This is a genomic window from Campylobacter sp. CNRCH_2013_0671h, from assembly GCF_025773055.1.
In the GTDB taxonomy this organism is placed as follows: Bacteria; Campylobacterota; Campylobacteria; order Campylobacterales; family Campylobacteraceae; genus Campylobacter_D; species Campylobacter_D lari_D.
Genome location: NZ_JAKMTG010000005.1, coordinates 1 through 22203, shown reverse-complemented (window position 1 = coordinate 22203; position 22203 = coordinate 1). Strand labels below are relative to the sequence as shown.

Here is a 22203-nt window from a genome sequence, read left to right as displayed (position 1 = left end):
TTATCTTCTCTTATCTAAAATTTTTACTTGCGTTCTTTTGGCTTTTTTCACAAAAGGCACGCCACCTTCTTCTTGATATTCTTGTAGGTATTTATCCTCTCTTGGAGCTTCGCCTTTACCAACCTCATGATAAATTCTACTAAAGTTTAGCGTGTCTTTTTCATCTACAAAACCTGGATCTCTATTTTCTTCACCTACAACCTCGCGGTATTCTTTTCCAAAAATTTTATCTATCTCATACCACTTAGCAAATTCATCACCATGCAAAGGATAGCTTTTTAAAAAAGGATGTCCATACCAATCATCAGGCATTAAAAGTCTTTTTAAATTTGGATGATTGATGATGAAAATTCCAAACATATCATATATTTCTCTCTCACACCAATTAGCACCCTTAAAAACACTCATAACACTTTGAAGCCTTTCTTTTAAACCAACGAAAGTTTTTATTCTCACTCTTAAATTTTTCTCCATATTTAAAAGCTGATAATATACTTCAAAACCCTGTTTTTGAGCGACAAAATCAATCGCACTTGCGTCAGTAAAACAGCTATAACCTAAATTCTTAAGCTTATCAAGAATAGTAACATTATCATCTTTGTTTATCTCAATCACCCAAAAATCAAGCTCTATAAAAGAATTTTTTAACTCAAATTCTTGACTTAAAATTTGATGATCACTCTCAAAAACACTACTCTCTGTGCTTAGTTTTTTAGTTGCAGGTGCATGGTAAAATCTATCCTCATAATAATTTTTTAACTGAGCATTTTTCTTATTGCTATATTTTCTCATCATATAAGCCTTTTTGGAGCTATTTTTCTGCTTGCTTTTTCTTTACGAATTCTTTTTTGCAAAATCATCAAAGCAAATTGAAAAGTTTCAGGACGCGGGGCACAGCCTGGCACATAAATATCAACAGGAATAATCCTATCCACTCCTTGGACAGTAGAATAGGTATTAAACATACCGCCGGTATTTGCACAAGAACCCATAGAAATAACCCATTTAGGATCAGGCATTTGATCATAAAGTCTTCTTGTAAATTCAGCATGTTTTTTACTTAAAGTACCCGCTATAATCATTACTTCAGATTGTCTTGGACTTGCTCTAAAAATTGTTCCAAATCTATCAAAATCATATCTTGCACCACCTGCTGCCATCATTTCAATAGCACAACAGGCAAGTCCATAAGATAGTGCCCATAAAGAATTACTTCTACCCCATTGCACTAACTTATCAACCGTAGTTAAAACAACTGGCGCATTACTCATTTTTTGATACTCTGCCATGCAAATGCTCCTTTTTTATAAGCATATAAAAAGCCTACTGCAAGTAATAAAATAAAAACAAACACTTCCACCAAGGCAAATAAAGATAAGCCATATTTTGAAAGTTCTGCGGTTAAATCTTTAAAAATCACCGCCCAAGGAAATAAAAACACCACTTCAATATCAAGCAAAATAAAAATCAAAGCAAAAACAAAAAATTGAGAATTGATTTTATTTGCTTGTTTAGAAGCCATAGGCCCGCACTCATAAATTCCTAGTCCAAGTTTTTTTCTATTATGAGAGGCTAGCTTAGAACCTATTTTAGAAGAAATATACACCAAAGTAAAAAATATAACACTTGCAATAACAAGCATTGCAAAGATGCCAAAGTATTGATGCTCTATAGTTGCGTGCGTCATAATAAACCTTTTATTTAAGCATAATTAAATTTATTTTACTTCAATTTAGCTATATAAAAACTTATTATCAAAAAAATAAATTTTTATGTATTTCAAAATGAAACAGTTTTTATCTTTATTATAAATACATTTTTTTATGGCAAATATCTTGTAAGATTTTTTCCTGATGAGAAATAAAAATATAAGTAATATCGTATTTTTTTTGAAAAGCATATAAATAATTTAGAATTTTACAAGCAGTTGGTATATCAAGTGCTGCTGTGATTTCATCTAAAATAAGCAATTTTGGTTTTAAAAGCAAAGCTCTAATCAAACCTAATCTTTGGCTTTGACCGCCACTTAATTTAGAAGGTTTTAAATTTAAAATATCTTTTTCAAGTTCAAAAACATCAAAAAGCTTAAAAAGCTCTTCAAAATCAGGCTTAAGTTTAAAATTTTCATATACATCAATCAAAAGTCTTTTGGCACTTTTGTAAGGATTTAAAGCTAGCTTTTGATCTTGGAAAATATATTGAATTTTTTGGCGTAATTTTCTTTGAGCGTTAAAATCTAAATTTAATATATTTTCATTTTCAAACAAAACTTCTCCAGTATTTGCACATTCAAGCATACAAAGAATTTTAGCCAAAGTGCTTTTACCACTACCACTTTCCCCACAAAGCAATAAATTTTCATTTTGATTTAGAGAAAAACTCACATCTTTAAAAACAAAAATTTCCTCTTCCTTTAAATACCAATGTTTTTTAAATTTATAAGATTTGCTTAAATTTTTAACTTCTAAAAACATTCTCATTCTCAAAATAATTTAACAATTCTTTAGCAAAAACACCTTTTGGATTGCTTAAAAACTCTTTCACGGGCATTTGATAAATCAAAGTTTTATCTTCTATGATAGCCACCTCATCACAAAGCTCTTTAGCTAAATTTATATCATGAGTAATGAAAATGAGATTTTTAAATTGTGTTTTTAACTCTTTTAAAATAGCGATGATTTTTTCTTCATTAGCTCTATCAAGTGAGCTTGTAATCTCATCACACAATAAATACTTAGCCTCGCTTAGTAAAGCTAGAGCTATTTGAATGCGTCTTGCCATACCACCACTTAGCTGATATATAAAAGAATGCCATAAAAGATCATGATTTTTAAGCCCTAAACACTCAAAATAATAAAAGGCCTTTTCTTTAATCTCTTTTGTGCTTAAATTAGTATGAGTTTTTAAAACTATATTAAAATAACTCCCTATATCAACAAGAGGATAAAAACTCCCATAAACATCTTGAAAAAGTAAATTTACCTTAGTTCTTAAAATATTTAGCTCTTTTTCTTTTAAAATTAAAATATCTTTTTGATCTATCCTAAATTTTTGTGCATTGAGTTTATAGTGTTTATCAAAAAGCTTAATCATGCTTTTTAAAAGCAAGCTTTTTCCCGCTCCACTTTTACCCATGATAGCCAAAGCTTTACCATCTTCTAAATTAAGATTTATATCTTTTAATAAGATCTTATCTTTAAAGCTAAGATTTAAATTTGCAATTTCTATCATGCTTTAATCTCTTCTTGTAAGTCATTACCCAAAGCAAGCAAAGGTAGGATAAGCATAAGTATAAAGGCTACTGGAAAAACTATCATCCACCAAAATCCTAAAAACACAGCCTTACTTGCTTCATTTAACATATTTCCTAAACTTGGAGTCCAAAGCTCTACACCCAAGCCAAAAAAGCTTAAAGTAGCTTCACTTGTAATAGCATGGGCGATATTTAAAACAAAAAGCACAAAAAGCAAATTCCAACAAGCAGGTAAAAGCTCACTAAATAAAGCTTTCATCTTACTAGAGCCTAGAATGATAGCATTTTGATAAAACTCAAGTTTTTGAAATTTATTAAGCTGAGTATCAAGTACTTTTGCCACAAAAGCAAAATGCCCCAAAGCGATGATAAAAATCATACTCCACAAAGATCCCGCCAAAAAACTTTGAAAAAACATAATCACAAGTAAAGAAGGTAAAGCCAAAAGCATATCAAGCACTCTAGCAAAAAAAGCATAAGCAAAAAATCTTGTTAAAAACACATAAACACAAGCAAAAAGTACGCTAAAAAATGCCGCCATTACCCCTACAAATAAAGAAATACGCAAGGCATATAAAATACGCGTAAAAACATCTCTACCAAGTAAATCTGTGCCAAAAATATGACTTAAATTTGGGGCTATTTTAGCCTTGCTTAAATCCACTAAATTAGGATCATAAGAGCTTATTAAAGGTGCAAAAAGTGCTAAAATAAAACTTAGCAAAATCATCATCACATAAAACTTACGCATTAGCAAACCTTGGATTAATCATCTTGCAAATTATCTCTACGATAAAATTTACAAGCACTACCACTAAAATGCTAAAAATTACCACAGCTAGCACCACAGGATAGTCTTTAAACAATATACTTTTAATCACTAAATTTCCAACACCCTCGTAAGAAAACACACTTTCTACTATATAAGTTCCCATTAAAAAACTCACAAAGGAAGCACCAAAATACGCGAGTATAGAAGCAAAAGCATCTTTTAATACAAAATGCAAATAAATTCTTTTTTTACTAAGTCCTCTTGCAAAAGCACTTTCTATAAAGCCCTGATTTAAACTATCAATCAAACTTGTCCTTATAAAACGCACAAAAACAGCTAAATGGGAAAGCACTAAAGCACACACTGGTAAAAACAAATGCCACAAACGATTAAATATATCATCTTCAAAGCCAATATCAGCAATAGCCGAACTTGGAAAAAGCTTAAAAAATACAGCAAAAACTAAAATAAGCATTAGCGATAAAGAAAAAGTAGGCAATGCAAAAAAACTCATCGTTGAAAAGGTAATAATTTTATCCAAAAAACTATCTTTATAAAGAACGCAAAAAAGTGCCAAAACCAAAGACAACACAAAAAGCACCAAAAAAGCCAAACTTCCTAGTATGATGGTATAGGGAAGTTTTTCTTTTAAAATTTCACTAACCTTTTCTCCGCTGATTAAAGAGTAGGAAAAGTCGCCTTTCATGGCATTAAAAAGCCAATTTTCATACTGCTCTAATAAAGGCTTGTCTAAATTTAAATTATGCTCAATTTCTTCTTTTATTTTAAGGCTAGTTCCTTGAGGCACACTAGCAAAAACCACACTTCCTTTAGCATGATAAATCATCACAAAACATAAAAAACTTGCAAAAATCATCAAAAAAAACGCCCATAAAAGGCGTTTAAAAATGAGTTTTAGCACTAATTTTTGCTCCACTCATAAGCATTCCAAGTAAAACCTACCCCATGATGACCTAAAATATGAGGTTTTATACCTTGGATATTTTTAGCAAAAACTAAAGGATAATCGATATAAGCTATAAATAAAAATGCAGGATCTTTATATAAAGCGTCAATAAATTCTTTATAGTATTTTTTTCTTTCATTTACATCAAGTGAATTTCTAGCTTTTATCAAAGCTTCATCAACTTTAGCATTTTGATAATGACCAAAATTCCATCCACTAGAGTTTAAAGCACTATCTTGAGAGCTTTCAAAAACTCTAAAAGTATGAAAATCAGGATCATAAGGACTACCCCAACCTACCAAAAAGCTGTCAATCTTAGTATAGTCAAAACTTCCACTCGGCTTAGCAACTGCCTTTGCCTTAATGCCAAGCTTTAAAAACTCACTTTGTAAGATATTTACCAAAGCTATTCTTAGTGGATCTTCACTCATAGCATACATTTCAAAGCTAAATTCTTTGCCATTTTTTTCTAAAATTCCATTTTTGTTTTTCACAAAGCCTGCTTTTGCTAAAAGCTCATTTGCTTTTTTTACATCATAAGTATAAGTTGCAAATTCTTTAGGATTTGCCCATGATTTTTCCAAAGGATGATTTGCTACTTTTCCAAAAGAATGCAAAAGAGAATCCACAATAGCTTTCTTATCGATAGCATAATTTAGTGCTAAACGCACATTTTGATCTTTTAAAAACTCATGATTAAAATTAAACATCAAAGCACGATAATCAGCCGAAGGCTCTATAAGCATTTTAAAGTTTTTATCATTTGCAAAATTTGAAGCTAGAGCAAAATCGACTAAAGCTACATCAATAGAACCATTTTTAAGCTCAATAGCGCTAATACTTGGATCTTTAATATGTTTTAGTATGAGTTTTGGTGTTTTTACCTTAGCTAAATGATAATTTTCATTTGCTTCTAAGATCATGTATTGACCTTTTTTCCATTGTTTTAGCTTATATGGTCCTGTTCCTATAGGCATTTGATTAAATTTAGTAGTATTTAAATTTTCTTTTTCAAGTAAATGTTTTGGTAAAATTCCCACACTCAAAGCGTCTAAAAATGCAGGAAAAGGCTTTGAAAGTGTGATGGACAAACGATAATCATCGATGATTTTTACTTCTTTAACTGCGTCAAAATTTACCTTTGAGGGTGAATTTAACTTCTCATCTTTTAAAGCATTTATACTAAATTCCACATCTTTGGCACTAAATTTAGTCCCATCATGCCACAATATATCATCTCTTAAAGTAAATTCATAAACAAGCCCATCTTTACTAACTTTCCAAGATCTAGCAAGATCAGGCGCTAAGCTCATATTTTCATCAAAGCGTGTAAGTCCTGAAAACACAAGAGCAATTGCCACATCATGATCTTCACTAAAAAGCGGATTTATACGCTCTGGCTCATTTTCCACTGCTATAACGATCGTATCTTTTGGCGTAATAGCAAAAAGATTTAAAGCACAAAAAAACATTAAAAAAAATCTCAACATAAAAGGCCTTTCTTATAAGAATAAAGTGTAATTATAACGCTTTTTAATCATAAGCTTTGGTAAAAATTTCATTTTTATCATCAAATAAAAGTTGCAAATACCTCTCATATTGCTTTAGTATATCTACGATGATTTCTTGCTCGTTTAAATACTCTATATTATAACCATTACGCGAATCAGCAAAGAAAGTTTGTGGCTCAAAGATAAATTCTTTAGAATAAGTTGGCATAAATTTATCATCGATTATGCTTTGGCTTGCTTGTTTTTTTACTACTTGCACTCCATAGATAAAATCTTTTGCAAATTCTTTTTTTATAATCAAACTTATACTTGATTTTTCTTGAACGATCTGTGTTTTCAAGCCGTAGTTTTTTAGACTTTGGCTGAGTGATTCCATAGCATTTTTAACTTTGGTATTTAAGAAATTTTGTATGTCTTGTTCTTTGCTTTGTTTTAAAATTCTAGCAAGTCTTTCTTGCCAAAATTCTCCTGTAAAATACACACTACTTTGACTAAGCTTAGTTAAAGAGTAATTCACATCTACAATTAAGCCTTTAAGCAATGAAAAACACATCAAACAAAGCAAAAATGCAAAAGGTAAAGCCACTATCATAGTGATACTTAAAATCGCCCCCAAGCCGCCTGAATACAGTAAAGAAGTAGCTAAAAGCGCAAGCACAAAACCCCAAAGGATATTTTGCCATTTGTATGGCTCATGAGCGCCACCACTACTTAAAGAATTTAACACAAATATCCCACTATCTGCTGAAGTGATGAAAAACAAAGCTAAAACCAAAAGCGCAAGCAAAGAACTAAAATAAGAAAAAGAAAAATTTTGTAAAAAATAAAAAAGCAAACTTTCAGGTGCTGAAGTAAAAGGACTTAAAATATCATTGAAATTTAAAGCACTATTGCCAAAAATGCTAAACCAAAGTATATTAAAACTAGTAGGCACTACAAGCACGCCAAAAATAAATTCCCTTATCGTTCTACCACGAGAAATCTTAGCAATGAAAAAGCCCACAAAAGGCGCCCAACTAAGCCACCAAGCCCAATAATAAATAGTCCAATTATTAAACCATTCTATATGTTCTTTTTCATAATAATAAGTCTTAAAGCTCAAAGAAATTAAATTTTGCAAATAATTTCCAATATTAGAGCTAAATTGTGAAAGAATTTGGATGGTATTTGTTGAAAAAAGCACAAAAAGCATTAAACACACTGCAAAAACTAAATTTGCTTCACTTAAAATTTTTAAACCCTTTGTTAAGCCACTAATCGATGAGAGCGTGGCCAAAGAAATAATGATGATTATAATCACGCTTTGTTCTAAAAAGCTTTGTCCGTTTAAAATACCCAAATTTGAAAAGCCCGCATTTAGTTGAGATGCACTATAACCAAGTGTGGTACTAATGCCAAAAACCGTGACAATTAAAGCTAGCATATCGACTAAATTTCCCCAAAAACCATAAATTTTATCTTTAAGCAAAGGGTAAAAAGCACTACGCAAACTAAGAGGCATTTTATATCTAAAACCAAAATACGCCATAGCCAAAGCACACACCCCATAAATAGCCCATGGGTGAATTCCCCAGTGAAAGATAGTATGTAGCATAGCTTCTTCATCGCTTGTTTGCAAGGCTTTTTTATGTATGAGAGGTTCAGCCACACCAAAATACATAAGCCCCACGCCCATACCCGTAGCAAAAAGCATAGCAAGCCAAGAAGTAAATTTAAAATGAGGTTTTTCATCATCATCGCCGAGTTTAATATCGCCAAATTTTGAAAGTGCAAGTGCGAGCATAAAACACACAAAAAAGCTCACACTTAATATATAAAACCATGAAAAATTTGCAAAAATTCCACTTTTTATATGATTGATAAAATCATTTGTAAGTTTAGGCAAGAAAATACAACTAAGGCTTAAAACAACTATAATACTAATACTTGGTAAAAATACTGCCTTTTTAAAACTTGTTTTTAACATGATTTTCCTTTTTATAGTTTTAAAATTTAAGTTAATACCTTTTTTACTATGTCAAAAAATATCTTAAATATAACTAAAATCAATAAAATAGCAAAGGTTGATAAAAATATAATTTAATTAATGTTTTAAAAACCAAGAAGTTAATTTTTGATTTGAAGGTGATTTTAGAATTTACACTAAGTGCAAATTCTAAATAAATCAATAAAGTATAATATGAACCTTTTGAGATCCATGAACTCCAAAAACAGTGATAAGTTCAATATCTGCAGTTCTTGATGGCCCTGCTATAAACAAAATATTGCTAGGTAAAATTTCATTTTCTTCTTTTACTAAATTCAATGCTTGGCTAATGCTTTTTACAATATTTTCTTTTTTTAATAAGACAATACAAAGCATAGGAGCCAAAGAAAGCATTCTTGGTTGAGTTTTATCAGACAAAACTAAAGCAACGCCATGTGAGCTTACTCCAACTCTTGCTTGGATGATAGAAAAATCACTATGAAAAACTTCTTTTCGTATTTTTTCAATCTCTTGATTAAAACAAGTCTTTTTTTCGGCTTCAATTTTATTTATATCTAAATTTAAATTATCAGGATAAATAAGACTTTTATAGCCATAACTTTTAACAATTTGATTGATTTTTTCTTCTAATTTTTCTAACGAGCTTTCTTCTACTATGTATTTATTTGCACTCATTTTTTCTTTTAACTCACTATACATATCATCACTTGTTTTGATATGCTCTATAGGATCCATAGTCGGAATTTTTTCAAAAGATAAATGTGTATTTTTAATCTTATCCAAAATAGCTTTTTTGCTTTGTGAAGAAATTTCATTTATTCTACTCACACTTTACTCCTTGCATATTTTCAAGTTCTTTATAAAGATCAAGTTTTATTTGTGGAAATTCCTTATAAGCACTCCATTTTTTAACTACTGGTAAAGAATTTTTTCCTTTTTGCAAAAGCCAATTAAAATTATGTAAATTTGCTAAAGTATTTTTCCAAATAATAGGACTTGTAGCTACTTTTTCAAAAATCTTAAATGCCATAGTTTCAACAGTATTTGGAGCGATATTATCAAAACTTCCTTGACCTACTTTTGCTGCTCTTAATTTGCGTATTAAATCCGCAAGAGGAATTCTTACTGGACAAACTTCAGAACATCTTCCACAAAGCGAGCAAAAAGTAAGAATATCACCATTTTCTTGCATACCAAAAAGATTAGGACTTATGACTTCTCCAATCGGCCCTGGATATACACTTTGATAAGTATGGCCACCTATTTTATCATACACAGGACAAAAATTCATACAAGCCCCACATCTTATACAACGCAAAGCTTCATAATAATCTTCATCATTTAGCATTTTGCTTCTATTATGATCAAAAAGAATAATATGCACTTCTTTTGGGCCATCTAAATCTCCATTTTTTCTAGGTCCTGTAATGATATTGTTATAAGTTGGTATAAATTGACCCGTAGCTGATGGAGTAAGTAAAGACACCATAGTGGCAGCATCTTCAAAGCTTTCCATAACTTTTTCTATACCACAAAGTGCTACATGTATATCACTTGCTGTGGTGCACATCCTACCATTTCCCTCATTTTCTATAAGCCAAAAAGCACCTTCTTTAGACATAGCAAAATTTACTCCGCTAAGTCCCATTTTAAGCCCTTCAAATTCATCTCTTAAATGCTTTCTTGCAATAGAATTTAGCTTTTCTGGCTCACTTTCTAAATTAGAGCCTAATTTTTCTTGAAAAATTTTACCAATTTCATAGCGGTTCTTATGTACCGCTGGAACTACAATATGCACGGGAGTTTCATCATTTAACTGCAATATAAGTTCGCCTAAATCTGTTTCTATGGCTTTTAAGCCTTTGGATTCTAGGTAGTGGTTTAAACCTATTTCCTCACTAGCCATAGATTTACCTTTTAGAATTTTACCGATGTTTTTTTCTACCATTAATTCATATATAATCTCACAGGCATCCTCATCAGAACTCGCCCAATGGACATTTATGCCATTTTTAGTGGCATTTTGTTCAAATTCTAAAAGCCTATCGTGTAAAGTTGATAAAGCATTGTTTTTAGCTTGCTTAGCTTTAGATCTTAGTCCTTGCCAATCATTAAATTTCTCATCTATAACTTTTAAACGATTTTTTTGCAAAGTATGCATGGCAGATCTTAAATTCTCTCGCATTTGCTTATCATGAATTTTCACATCCACAATTTGTTCATGTGTCATTTTCATATCGCAACTCCTTCAAGACGCTTGTTTAAAAAATCATACAAATGAATTCCCTTTATATCAAGCCCCATTTTACTCATCGTGCCTGCAATATTCATCAAACACCCACCATCAGAACTTAATACATATTTTACGCCTGTATTTTGGATATCTTTGATTTTTTCTTGTGCCATAGAGTTTGAAATTTGAGGCTCTTTCACAGAAAAAGTTCCTCCAAAACCACAGCATTCTTCTTCAAATTCTAGAGGAATTAATTCCACATTTTTGAGTTTTTTTAGCAGATTTTTGCTCGCTTGTATGCTTTTTTGAATTCTTAATGCATGGCAGTTAGAGTGCCAAGTCACTTTTATAGGCTCGCCTTTATCTTCATAATCAACCTTTAAAACCTCATCTAAATACTGGCTAAGATCAATCACCCTAGAGCTAAATTCCTTTACCAAGTTAAAATGCTCATCATCTTTGAAAAGCTCTAAATAATCATGACTCATCATCCCCGCACAAGAACCGCTTGGCACTACTATAGGATAATCTTGAGTAAAAAGTTTTATATTATGCAAAGCTATATTTTTACTTTCTTTAAAATACCCTGAATTAAATGAGGGTTGAGAGCAGCAAGTTTGCTGCTTTTTAAATATAACCTCAACTCCCTCTCTTCTTAAAAGTCTAACCGCGTTTAAAACACTTTCTTGCATTATCGCACTACCCAAACAAGTAGCAAATAAATACACTTTTTTCATCATCAATCCTTATTTTAAAAGCACTGCTTCAGGGATGATCCCGTGGAAGAAAAATGCTATAACAAAAGTCCAAATTCCTATTAGAATTATAAAACCTATTGAGTATTTTAAAGTAAATCTAAACAATTCAGATTCTTTTCCTACAAGTCCAACTGCTGCGCAAGCTACCGCTATACTTTGAGGAGATATCATTTTACCCACAACTCCACCAACAGAATTTGCTGCTAAAAATAAAGTTTCTGAAATTCCTAATTTTTGAGCACTAACTTGCTGTAATGTCCCAAAAAGCAAATTTGAACTAGTATCAGAACCTGTTAAAAACACACCTATCCATCCTATGATGGGAGAAAAAAATGCATAAGCATCGCCTGTATTTGAAAAAGCAAGTCCTAAAGTAGTACTCATACCGCTATTTTTAGCTATAAAGGCAAAAGCAACTACTAAGCCTATAGTTAAGCATGGAGTGGCCATTTCTTTTAAAGTTTCCCAAAAACACTCGGTAGCTTCGTTGATTTTTATTTTCAACACAACAATGCTCATTAAAGCAGCCACTAAAATAGCAGTTCCTGCTTGTGCTACTAAATCTATAGTATGTGATGGAATCATTGTTTTTGTGATTTGTGGATTAACTATATCAGGACTTATGATAGCTCCTAAGGCTTCATTAAATTTCAAAGTAAATTGCATAAAATTTAATATTCCATCTTTAGCAAATAAAGCCTTAAACCAAGGTTGCGTCCATATAATAATACAAATAATCAAAAGTATAAAAGGAATCCAAGCTAAAAATACTTTTTTAAATTCTAGCTTTTGTGAGTTTTCAAAGTCTTTTACATCATCTAATCTAAAAATATTTTTTGGCTTCCAAAATTTTAAAAATATCGTAGTAATAGACAAAGAAACAACCGCTGAAATAATATCTGGAAGTTCTGCGCCTAAATGATTTGAACTCCAAAATTGTGTAGCAGTAAAAGAAACGGCTGCAACAAAAATAGCAGGAAAGGTTTCTTTAACCCCTTTTAAACCATCCATTAAAAATACTATAAAAAATGGTATAGTCAAGCTAAGAGGCACAAGCATTCTACCCACCATAGCTGAAACACCGTGCTGTTCTATACCTGCTAGATTACTCATCGCTATAATAGGAATCCCAACTGCTCCAAAAGCTACCGGAGCGGTATTGGCTATGAGACAAAGTCCTGCGGCATATAATGGTCTAAGCCCAAGTCCTACAAGTAATGCAGCGGTAATAGCCACTGGCCCTCCAAAACCTATAGCACCTTCTAAAAAAGAACCAAAACAAAATCCAATCAAAATCACTTGAATTCTATGATCTGGAGTGATACTCATAACACTTTGTTTTATCACTTCAAACGAGCCTGATTTGATAGAAAGTTTATATAAAAATATGGCCGCGATGATGATCCAAGCTATAGGCCAAATACCATTTGCAAAACCTTGTATAAAGCTAGCACCTAATAAAGAAAACGGCATATCATAAGCAAACAATGCCACAACACTTGATAAAATAAGAGTTAAAAAGCCTGCTTGATAGCCTTTGAGTTTGAAAACTACAAGAGAAAGCAAAAAGCACAAAATAGGCAAAAAAGCCACCAAAGCACTTAAAAGTATGTTGTCAAATGGATTATATATTTGTTGCCACATATTTTTCCTTTTGATAAAAATTTCCAATATCTAGCTTAACAAATATTTTTATTTTTGTGTATTTTTGTTAGAAAAAATTAACTATATGGGTATAAGAGTAACATTTAGTATAAAAATTCTCTTTTAATAAAAACAAAAATTTACACTTTACAAATGAAATATAAAGTATTGTTTATATTTGAAACAAAATATAAATATAATAAAAATATTTATATCAAAAGCATTTTTAAATCAAATTTTTCATCACACTTTAAAGCTAAAAGCATGATTTTGCTTTTAGCTTGGCACTATGGAGTTTTTGCGTGCGGTTTTTTGGAGCGAGAAAAGAACTAAGAACATTAAGATGGTATAAGTAAATGTCATTACCATTACTAACGGATCTTCAATTTTTATTTTATCGTTTAAAGCTTTACCTATGAGTGGATTTAAAATAATAGGATAATACACAATAACTATAATAAAATTTATATAACTTAATATAACACAATAATATCTTAAATACAAAGAGTCAATACAAATCACTAAAAAAAATATACCCAAAAAAACAACTATTTTAATCAAAGGAACAAATAAGTCGAAATTTATCACAAAAAGTATTAACTGCATCACAGCAAAAATGGCAACAATCAATAAAAATTTGCCTACTTTAAATTTAATTTTTTTAAAAATAACACTTCTTTTTTGTTTGTCACTATAATACAATGAAGCAATGAATATAACTACTGGAGCAAAAAACAATAAAAGCAAGAAATATAAAAGTGGAGCCTTAGCAGCTGCAACAATTTTATCATCACCATAAAAACTAAATGACTTTAAAAAAGAAAAAATATTAATTTCTTTTATTCCTAAAAAATCAATATTTGTAAAATTAAATATACATATAAAATATATTGCTATCAATATAAAACAATTATTTATCACTTTAAGCAAATCTGTATGATGATCACTAAGTTTTCTATAAAACAACAACAAATACCAATCGACTTTTTGTTTAAAACGCAAAGATAACTTATCAAAAACCCCATCTCTTTCATATTTTGAGAGTATATCGTTTGAATTTAATTCTATCTCTTTACAATAAAGTTCATATTTGTGAAAATTTGAAGCCTCTAAAAGATTGTTATCTTTTATCAATGCATTTTTAAAAACTCTAAAAGAATCTCTAAAATCATTTGCGAATTTATCCAAAGGTTTTTTATATTGCTCGTTTTTACCTTTATTAAAATCTTCATATTCTTGCTTAATTTTTTCTTGCAAATCATCGAATGTGAAATTTAAATTTGCATTGACTATGTTCAAATTTCCTTTGAAAACTGCTTGAGAAAAATTTGGAGTTTTTTCAAATGTCACTCCATAAAAACTAGCTGTCTTCTCAAATTCACATTCATGAAAATCAGCATAATCTTTAAAATGAGAATTGTTAAAATATAAATTATTTTTAAAACTGCCTGACATAAAAAATGATTTATGAAAAATACAATTTTTTATTTTAATAATTTCCAAATATTTTTCAATATTAAAATGAAAACTATATTTAAAATCACAGCCTTTAAATTTTATTTCTCTATTAATATTAGCTTTTCCAACATCAATATCTCCATTAAATTTACAACCAAAAAAATATAATTTATTATTTAATTCAAATATATTATCAGTAACTAAATCATTATTTAAGCATATATAATCAAACTCACAATTTTCAAAAACCAAAAAATTACTTGAAGTATTATATAAATTAAAGTTTTCCCAAGAGCCAAATTTACAATTAATAAATTTAATTTCATGTTTAAAATCCACATCTAACAACTCTCTAGGAAAAAAATCAAAATTATGCTCACTTATGATTACCCCATTACATTCTACAGTCGGATAATTTATTTTTTCTTTATCAACTCCACATATTTTAGAAACTATTTCAATACCTTCTTCTGCTTCTTTTGGAGAAATTAAATCTTCTCTTCCTTTATGCATATAACTTGCCTTCGATTATTGATATTTCTTCTTCGTTTAGGTTATAAAGCTTGTAAACGATAGAGTTTATTTTATCTTCTTGGGTTTTGGTATTTGCTTTTTTGTCTTGTTCTTTTAAAACTAAAATCTCATCGACTAAGCTTATAAGCTCGTTTGCTAGTTTTTCATTTTTAGAATTTATTTTTGGTATAGGAAGTCTTTCTAAAAATGCCTTTTTATATCTAAACCCATTTTCACCTAAGTTTCCACCGGCATAAAACATTTTAAACATAAAAGCCACAAAATCGTTGTTTAAAAAAGCAATGAGATATTTTAGATTTTCCCCTGTTAAAATAAAACTTGTTGCTTCTGCGTAAAAATTTGACTTTGTATCTAAATAAAATTGTGGTTTTCTTACTATTTCACTATACACTATCTTTTCTTTTTCAAATTCTTCCAAATAAGCACAATTTCTAAGGTTATAAGGTGTTTTTCCTTTGTCAGTTCTTTTTTCTAAAGTTTTATAATACGGCTTTAAATGCTGTTTTAAGCTAGGGTACTCATCTATGTTTATCGCTTCTATCTTTTCTCCACTTTTGCTTTTATAGCCATTGTGAGTGTTGATCACCCAAAGCCCTGCCCACTCATAACTATATCTTTTTATATCTCTACCGCGTAGCATTTTGCGTATGAGTTTGGCGGTGCGTTCTTTTTCGGCTTCATCTTTGCATTTAGCTAAAATTTCATCTCTTTTTTCAGTAGTGATAATAAAGGCTTCATTATAACCCGTTTTTATGCCATAGTTTATATTAAGCCCATGCCAGTCTTTAAGTGGAGTGCCGTGCTTTTCTATCTTTGCTTTTAGCGCGTTTGTGCCCTCATCGTTAAAAGTAAAGCTTTCTTTACTTAAAGAATTTTGTGCGATTTTGTTAAAATTTAAAATGCTTTCTATATTAAAGTCGTTTTCTTTTAAAAGCTCGGTATTTGGGGCTAGATATTTGAAGCTATTATCTTTAGTTTTTGCTTTTTCAAAGCTTAGTATGGAAGTATCTACCGTAGCACTATCAAAGACTTTTATACCATTTAGATCGATGTATTCTAAAAGCGTAGTATTTTTAAGTAAAAATTCACGCAAAGGCTCTCCATAACCTGCTCTTGTGTATTTGTTTGAAGTGATGAAAGACAAAACACCATTTTGCTTTAGCACATTAAACCCAAGCTCATAAAAGTAAGTATAAATGTCGCTTGTGCCTTTATACACTTTATAGTTTTTAGCTAAATTTGGCTTTAGTTCTTTGATGTCTTCTTGTCTGATGTAAGGTGGATTGCCGATGATGAGATCAAACCCTTGAAAGCTCCCGCCCTCATCAAGCACTTCGCTAAATTCAAAACGCCATTCAAAAGGATTTGCACTTTCTAAGTCAAATATACTCTCATAAAGCTTTTTAAGCTTTTTAAATTCTTTCTTAGCTGTGCTTTCATCAAAGTCAAATTCAAACATATTTTTAGAGAAAAATGCTCTAAAATTCTCATCTTTTTCATCTTGTGCTAAAAAATCGCCGTATTTTTTAGAGTATTCATTAGCGCCGTTGGTAAGTTGCTTGATCTCTTTGGCAAATTTGTCTTTTAAGCAGAAATTTTTAAAAGACTCTTTGAGGTTTTTGATCTCTTTTGCGATGAGAGTTTTATCGGTGTAAAAGCCTTCTTTGTAGTCTTTGACTATGCGTTTGTATTTATCCATGCGTTCTTTGATGTTGGGGTAGTGAGAAAGGCTTTTGTGAATTTCAAAATAACTTATAAGCGAATTTCCGCATTTTATGTTGATATCGATGTTTGGCAGGGTTTTAAGATCATGATAGTTTGTATCATCAAAGCTTTCATAAAAGCTGTGTTTTAAAAGCTCTATCCAAAGTCTTAGTTTAGTGATCTCGCATGAGTTTGGGTTGATATCTACTCCAAAAAGATTGTTTTCTATGATGTCTTTTTTACGCTCGAAAAGTTCTTTTTGACAAAGGTGGGTTTTGTCTTTGTCAAAATCAGGGCGTTTATATTCTAAAAACTGGCCTTTGTGATTTTGCACTAAAATTTCATCATTTTGCACGCTTAGGTAAAAGTCCTCTTCAAACAAACCAAGCTCATAATGCACCATAAGCATGGCATTTAAAGCTGAAACTAAAAAATGCCCACTTCCCACCGCAGGATCGCAAATGCGAATGGAATTTAGCAAGGCTAGTTTTTGCTCTTGAGGGATTTTTTCTTGGCGTAGCTGGGTTCTTAGCTCACTTAGCTTGGTGGCATTTAGCTTAAAAGTATGGTTAAACTTATCTAGCACAACTTTTTCTATGCTTGCTTTACACATATATGAAGTGATAAAGCTTGGGGTATAAAAACTACCTTCTTTGTAGCCATTTAGCTTTTCAAAGACATTTCCTAAAACGCTTGAGTTGATGAGTTCTTTTTGCTTGATGAGTTCTTCGCTTTGCTCATCTGCTCCAAAATCAAAGCTATCTAAAAACTCAAACAAATACTCAAGCAAACCTACTTTGCCTTTTTTACTTTTGCCTTTGTCATCTTTTAACTGCGTGTGTGGGTGATACTCTAGCAAAGCGTCATTTTCTAAAGCGGCAATTTCTAGTGTGGTTTTTTCGATGGCTTGTTTTTCAAAAAGTGATGAATTTAAATAAGGCAAATAGCTAAATTTACTCTGCGTCCTTGTGTGCTTTTCTTTAGCCAAGATATCAAAGAAAAGGTGTGAAAGGGTAGTAAAATTTGGAATTTTTTCATAGTTTAGAAATTTAAGGGTTTTATCATCATTAAATCTAACTAAATTAGACTCGATAAGCTTTAAAAATAAAATGCGGTTTAGCCAAAGTATGATGAATTTTAACACCTCTTCAAAGTCATGCTTTGGAAGCTTGCTCGCTATGAGATGATAAAGCGTGCCTTGGGCTTGTTTGCTTTGCTCACTTTGTGTGATGATGAATTTAGAAAGTTGTTTGCTCTCGCTTAAACCTAAGATGTATAAAAGCTCTTTATAGAATGCGTTGTTTAATGAGTTTGCGTCATTTGGGCTAAATTCATTTAGCAAAAAGTCTCTATGAAAGGTTTTAAAAATGCTTGCTAGGTTTTTGAAATTTGACTTTTGCTTGTCTTTTAAAAATGCTAAATCGATAAAAAAGCCTTTTAAGCTTTCTTTGGAATTTTCTATGAGTTTGCTTGCTTCTTTGTAAAATTCATCGGTGTTGCCTTTAAAAAGTGAATTTGGGCTTTGAAATTCTTCAAAAAGCTTTTTAAAGCTTGTGTTTTTATAAAAAAGCTCTTCAAATTCACTAGCTTTGAAAATGTAGAATTTATAAAAGTCTGTGATGATGATAAATTTCAAACTAAAGCTATGCTCTCTGTTTCTAAAATAATACAAAATGGCTTCATGCAAGGCTTTGGAATTTGGCTTTGCGTGGATGATGAATTCTTTTGAGTTGGGCTTTTTAGCTTCGATGAGAACTTCTAAGTCTTTGCTAAACTCATCTTTAGCAATGGCTAAATCAATCTCGCTTTTGCCTTTTTGCTTGGTTTTGATGTGGGTTTTGAAATTTAGAGTGGTTAAAAATGGACTAAGTGTGTTAGCTACAAGATAATCTTCATTTTCACTTTGTGAGCTTTCAAGCCTTTCTAGATACTGCATTAAAGCCTTGCTAAAAGTGTCAAATTCATTTTGTGTAATTTGCTTTTTGCGGTAGTAGGGGTTGAAAAAATCTTTTTCATTTAGCAAAGTAAAGTGCATTTTTAACCTTTATAAAGAATATTTTATATTTTACTAAAATTTACTTTAAAGGATTGAAAAGACTTTATGAAAATATAAAAACAAATAAATTAAAAATTAATAAAAAATTATTAGATAATATTTATTATTGCATTTTTTATATTTTTATACTAAGAAAATTTTAATACTAAAGTTATACAATAAGTTTATATTAAAAATATCAAGGAGGCAAAATGGGAAAAATTTTAGTTTTCTGTTTAGCGCTTGTTTCTTTTGTTTGCGCTAAAAATGAATTTTTTACAAGTGAAGTAAGCTCACTTTACTTAAGCAAAAATGACACAAAAGCTGTTGGTAGATTGCTACCCACAAATCCTTTTGAAGTATTAAAAACTGATGGAAATAAAGTTTTAGTCAAGATCACAGGCTATGTTAATCCTGCTTCGCCTTCTGTGCTTTATTACAACGATAGTCAAAGAATCATAGTTGCTGCATTTTCTAAAAATACAAAACTTGATTTTAAAACTTATACTAAAAGCAAAAATGGAAAATGGGATAAAGCTACCATAGAAGTTTGGACTGACAAGAAAGATTTTGCAAAAAGCAACAAAGAAATGTTTATAAAAGCTAAAGAGCTTTATATGAATAATTGCGGAATTTGTCATAGCGTTCATAAAGAAAGTGAATTTAGTGCTAATGGCTGGCCTGCTACTTTTAGATCAATGGTAAATAGAACAGGAATTGATAAAAAAGATCATTGGCTAGTGATACAGTATTTGCAAAAAAATGCAAAAGATTTTAAGGAGGTAAAATAAAATGGGACTTGATAGAAGAAAATTTTTAAAAATCGGAGCAGGGTTAAGCGTGTTGCCTTTAGCTCCTAGTTTAGCCATGAGTAAAAATATAGAAGTTTCTCAAATAAATTCTGGTTTAGTAAAAAATGGAAGTGTGATAACAGCAGCACATTGGGGAATTTTAAAACTTACCATTAAAGATGGTGTGGTAATTAAAAGTGAGCCATGGGAAAAAGTAACACAAATTGACAATCCTTTACAACACTATACAGCAGATATGATCTACAAATCGCGCGTGAAATATCCTTATGTTAGAAAAAGCTATCTTGAAAATCCCGACAGTCCAAAACCTGAACTTAGAGGAAAAGATGAATTTGTGCGTGTAAGTTATGATGAGGCTATAAAACTTATAGCAAAAGAACTTAAAAAAACAAGAGAGCAAAAAGGAACTCAAGCTATATTTGGTGGAAGCTACGGATGGAAATCTAGTGGAAATATGCAAAATTGTAGAATATTGCTCCATAGATTTTTAAATGTCACAGGTGGTTTTGTAGGGACTACCGGAGATTACTCAACCGGAGCTTCTCAAATAATAATGCCTTATGTTGTAGGCTCTATTGAAGTATATGAACAGCAAACTTCATGGGAAAACATTTTAGAACATTCTAAAATAGTAGTTATTTGGGGTGCTAATCCTATCGCTACTTTAAGAATAGCTTGGACTTCAAACGATCAAAGAGGTCTTGCTTACTTTGAAAAATTAAAAAATAGTAAAATCAAGGTTATTTGCATAGATCCTATAAAAACCGAAACTGCTAAATTTTTAAATGCACAATGGATCTCTCCAAAACCAAATACAGATGTTGCTATGATGATAGGCATGGCTAGTCATTTGATCGAAAAAAATAAAGTCAATTATGAATTTTTAGAAAATTATACAAGTGGATTTGATAAGTTCAAAGCTTATTTAGATGGCAAGAATGATGGCATTAAAAAAGATACAAAATGGGCAAGTAAAATTTGTGGAATTGATGAAAAAATCATCAAAACACTAGCTGAAAGTTTTTATGATAACCCTACTATGATCATGAGTGGTTGGGGCATGCAAAGAGCTCATCATGGCGAGCAACCTCATTGGATGTTAATAACCCTAGCTTCAATGCTTGGTCAAATTGGCACTAAAGGTGGTGGATTTGGCTTAAGTTATCACTATAGTAATGGCGGTGTTCCATCATGCAAAGGTGGTGTTATAGGAGGTATTACAGCAGGAGCTGTAGGAATTTGGGAAAATGGTAAATTTAAAGGTATGCCAAAAAATGGAGAATCTCAAGGTGGTGCTGAATGGCTACAAAATACTGCTAGTTATTCTTTTCCTGTAGCTAGAATAGCTGATGCTTTATTAAATCCTGGGAAAGTTATAGACAATAATGGTTCTAAAATAACCTATCCTGATATTGACTTTATTTATTGGGCAGGTGGAAATCCATTAGTTCATCATCAAAATACAAACACTAACATCAAAGCATGGCAAAAACCAAGAACTATAGTTGTAAATGAAATTTATTGGACTCCAACTGCGAAAATGGCAGATATTGTAATGCCTACCACAAGTTCTTATGAACGAGATGATATTACCATGAGTGGAGATTATTCTAATATGAATATAGCTCCAATGAAGCAAGCAGTATTACCAATAGGCGAGAGCAAAGATGACTATGAAATTTTTGCTGATATTTGTAAAGTGTATGGAGATGATGTATTTAATGCTTATACCGAAAATGGTAAAAAAGCAAAAGATTTTATTAAAGAATACTACAATAGCGCTTTAAAACAAACTCAAGCTTATGGGGATGTATTTGAGCCAAAAATGCCAAGTTTTGAAGAATTTTGGGCCAAAAATGAGCCTATAACTTTTTCTCCAACCATAGAAAGCATGGAATGGGTGAGATTTTCTGAATTTATTGAAGATCCTATCTTAAATGCTCTAGGCACCGAATCAGGCTTGATAGAAATTTACTCAAAAACTATCGAAAAGTATAACTATAAAGACTGCAAAGCACATCCAATGTGGATGGAGCCAATAGAATGGCTAGGAAATGCTACTAAAGAAACACCTTTTCATCTACTAACTAATCATCCAACAGATAGGCTTCACTCTCAAATGTGCCATACCTCATTGCGTGAAAAATATGCAGTAAATGATAGAGAACCTATCTTAATCAATCCTATTGATGCTAAAAAACTTGGAATCAAAGATGGTGATATTGTAAGAGTTTTCAATAAAAGAGGTCAAGTTCTCGCAGGTGCTGTGGTAACTAAAGACATTATGCCAAATGTTGTAAGATTATGCGAAGGTGGCTGGTATGATCCAAATGATGAAGGAATGTGCAAATACGGAAATGTAAATGTCTTAACTATTGATATGCCAACTTCTGAATTAGCAAACGGAAACATTTCTCATACAGGCTTAGTAAATATAGAAAAATATAAAGGATTACCACCTAAAATAACAGCATTTACAGCTCCAAAAGGCGCTGTATAAACATTCTCTTTCTTAGAAGATAATTTCTTCTAAGA

At 31.0% G+C, this 22203-nt stretch carries 16 protein-coding genes and 1 pseudogene; 2 read left to right on the top strand and 15 right to left on the bottom strand.

All coding sequences use genetic code 11. The features are described from left to right. From L8X97_RS04625 to L8X97_RS04555, 15 genes and pseudogenes are all read right to left on the bottom strand, one after another. The gene (locus tag L8X97_RS04625) at positions 1-792 is read right to left on the bottom strand and encodes an NADH-quinone oxidoreductase subunit C (RefSeq protein WP_220566532.1); all 792 of its coding nucleotides are present in this window, start codon (positions 790-792) and stop codon (positions 1-3) included. After that, complete coding sequence (locus L8X97_RS04620; RefSeq protein ID WP_039619352.1) at positions 792-1289, bottom strand: NuoB/complex I 20 kDa subunit family protein; 498 nt, start codon at positions 1287-1289, stop codon at positions 792-794. The genes L8X97_RS04625 and L8X97_RS04620 overlap by 1 nt, the downstream gene beginning before the upstream one ends. Further along, on the bottom strand, positions 1268-1687 hold the full coding sequence (locus tag L8X97_RS04615) for an NAD(P)H-quinone oxidoreductase subunit 3 (RefSeq protein WP_220566531.1): 420 nt from the start codon (positions 1685-1687) through the stop codon (positions 1268-1270). The genes L8X97_RS04620 and L8X97_RS04615 overlap by 22 nt, the downstream gene beginning before the upstream one ends. Positions 1688-1805: 118 nt before the next feature. Further along, positions 1806-2474 (bottom strand): ATP-binding cassette domain-containing protein, encoded by a 669-nt coding sequence (locus tag L8X97_RS04610; protein WP_263662743.1) that lies wholly within the window; start codon positions 2472-2474, stop codon positions 1806-1808. Next, complete coding sequence (locus L8X97_RS04605; RefSeq protein WP_133319468.1) at positions 2458-3231, bottom strand: ATP-binding cassette domain-containing protein; 774 nt, start codon at positions 3229-3231, stop codon at positions 2458-2460. Before L8X97_RS04605 ends, L8X97_RS04610 begins: the two co-directional genes overlap by 17 nt. Then, on the bottom strand, positions 3228-4004 hold the full coding sequence (locus L8X97_RS04600) for an ABC transporter permease (protein ID WP_263662742.1): 777 nt from the start codon (positions 4002-4004) through the stop codon (positions 3228-3230). Before L8X97_RS04600 ends, L8X97_RS04605 begins: the two co-directional genes overlap by 4 nt. Further along, positions 3997-4935, bottom strand: coding sequence for an ABC transporter permease (locus tag L8X97_RS04595; protein ID WP_318529650.1), 939 nt, complete (start codon positions 4933-4935; stop codon positions 3997-3999). Before L8X97_RS04595 ends, L8X97_RS04600 begins: the two co-directional genes overlap by 8 nt. Before the next feature lie 11 nt (positions 4936-4946). Beyond that, positions 4947-6482, bottom strand: a complete 1536-nt coding sequence (locus L8X97_RS04590; protein WP_263662739.1) for an ABC transporter substrate-binding protein — start codon at positions 6480-6482, stop codon at positions 4947-4949. A gap of 43 nt (positions 6483-6525) precedes the next feature. Next, a complete protein-coding gene (locus L8X97_RS04585) occupies positions 6526-8469 on the bottom strand; it encodes a BCCT family transporter (RefSeq protein WP_070255432.1) in 1944 nt (647 codons plus the stop codon). 198 nt (positions 8470-8667) lie between these two features. Then, complete coding sequence (locus L8X97_RS04580) at positions 8668-9318, bottom strand: LutC/YkgG family protein (protein ID WP_133319465.1); 651 nt, start codon at positions 9316-9318, stop codon at positions 8668-8670. Then, the gene (locus L8X97_RS04575) at positions 9311-10726 is read right to left on the bottom strand and encodes a LutB/LldF family L-lactate oxidation iron-sulfur protein (protein ID WP_263662738.1); all 1416 of its coding nucleotides are present in this window, start codon (positions 10724-10726) and stop codon (positions 9311-9313) included. Before L8X97_RS04575 ends, L8X97_RS04580 begins: the two co-directional genes overlap by 8 nt. Then, on the bottom strand, positions 10723-11463 hold the full coding sequence (locus tag L8X97_RS04570) for a (Fe-S)-binding protein (protein ID WP_115614003.1): 741 nt from the start codon (positions 11461-11463) through the stop codon (positions 10723-10725). Before L8X97_RS04570 ends, L8X97_RS04575 begins: the two co-directional genes overlap by 4 nt. A gap of 6 nt (positions 11464-11469) precedes the next feature. Continuing rightward, positions 11470-13125 (bottom strand): L-lactate permease, encoded by a 1656-nt coding sequence (locus L8X97_RS04565; RefSeq protein WP_259429215.1) that lies wholly within the window; start codon positions 13123-13125, stop codon positions 11470-11472. A gap of 884 nt (positions 13126-14009) precedes the next feature. Beyond that, positions 14010-14568 (bottom strand): annotated as a pseudogene (locus tag L8X97_RS08400) (pentapeptide repeat-containing protein); the annotation flags it as partial. Positions 14569-15088: 520 nt separating this feature from the next. Next, complete coding sequence (locus L8X97_RS04555) at positions 15089-18856, bottom strand: Eco57I restriction-modification methylase domain-containing protein (RefSeq protein WP_263662736.1); 3768 nt, start codon at positions 18854-18856, stop codon at positions 15089-15091. Between the two features lie 212 nt (positions 18857-19068). Between L8X97_RS04555 and L8X97_RS04550 the strand changes: the two genes are divergently transcribed. Together L8X97_RS04550 and L8X97_RS04545 are read left to right on the top strand one after the other, a co-directional pair. After that, a complete protein-coding gene (locus L8X97_RS04550; RefSeq protein WP_133319461.1) occupies positions 19069-19647 on the top strand; it encodes a cytochrome c3 family protein in 579 nt (192 codons plus the stop codon). A 1-nt stretch (position 19648) separates the two neighbouring features. Next, positions 19649-22168 (top strand): molybdopterin guanine dinucleotide-containing S/N-oxide reductase, encoded by a 2520-nt coding sequence (locus tag L8X97_RS04545; RefSeq protein ID WP_263662735.1) that lies wholly within the window; start codon positions 19649-19651, stop codon positions 22166-22168. Positions 22169-22203: the final 35 nt, after the last annotated feature.

Excerpts from the sequence above, each read along its gene's own strand:
- L8X97_RS04565 (WP_259429215.1), bottom strand. The coding sequence starts at position 13,125 with ATGTGGCAACAAATATATAATCCATTTGACAACATACTTTTAAGTGCT.
- L8X97_RS04575 (WP_263662738.1), bottom strand. The coding sequence starts at position 10,726 with ATGAAAATGACACATGAACAAATTGTGGATGTGAAAATTCATGATAAG.
- L8X97_RS04605 (WP_133319468.1), bottom strand. The coding sequence starts at position 3,231 with ATGATAGAAATTGCAAATTTAAATCTTAGCTTTAAAGATAAGATCTTA.
- L8X97_RS04545 (WP_263662735.1), top strand. The coding sequence starts at position 19,649 with ATGGGACTTGATAGAAGAAAATTTTTAAAAATCGGAGCAGGGTTAAGC.
- L8X97_RS04585 (WP_070255432.1), bottom strand. The coding sequence starts at position 8,469 with ATGTTAAAAACAAGTTTTAAAAAGGCAGTATTTTTACCAAGTATTAGT.
- L8X97_RS04590 (WP_263662739.1), bottom strand. The coding sequence starts at position 6,482 with ATGTTGAGATTTTTTTTAATGTTTTTTTGTGCTTTAAATCTTTTTGCT.
- L8X97_RS04570 (WP_115614003.1), bottom strand. The coding sequence starts at position 11,463 with ATGATGAAAAAAGTGTATTTATTTGCTACTTGTTTGGGTAGTGCGATA.
- L8X97_RS04555 (WP_263662736.1), bottom strand. The coding sequence starts at position 18,856 with ATGCACTTTACTTTGCTAAATGAAAAAGATTTTTTCAACCCCTACTAC.
- L8X97_RS04600 (WP_263662742.1), bottom strand. The coding sequence starts at position 4,004 with ATGCGTAAGTTTTATGTGATGATGATTTTGCTAAGTTTTATTTTAGCA.
- L8X97_RS04625 (WP_220566532.1), bottom strand. The coding sequence starts at position 792 with ATGAGAAAATATAGCAATAAGAAAAATGCTCAGTTAAAAAATTATTAT.
- L8X97_RS04620 (WP_039619352.1), bottom strand. The coding sequence starts at position 1,289 with ATGGCAGAGTATCAAAAAATGAGTAATGCGCCAGTTGTTTTAACTACG.
- L8X97_RS04550 (WP_133319461.1), top strand. The coding sequence starts at position 19,069 with ATGGGAAAAATTTTAGTTTTCTGTTTAGCGCTTGTTTCTTTTGTTTGC.
- L8X97_RS04610 (WP_263662743.1), bottom strand. The coding sequence starts at position 2,474 with ATGTTTTTAGAAGTTAAAAATTTAAGCAAATCTTATAAATTTAAAAAA.
- L8X97_RS04615 (WP_220566531.1), bottom strand. The coding sequence starts at position 1,687 with ATGACGCACGCAACTATAGAGCATCAATACTTTGGCATCTTTGCAATG.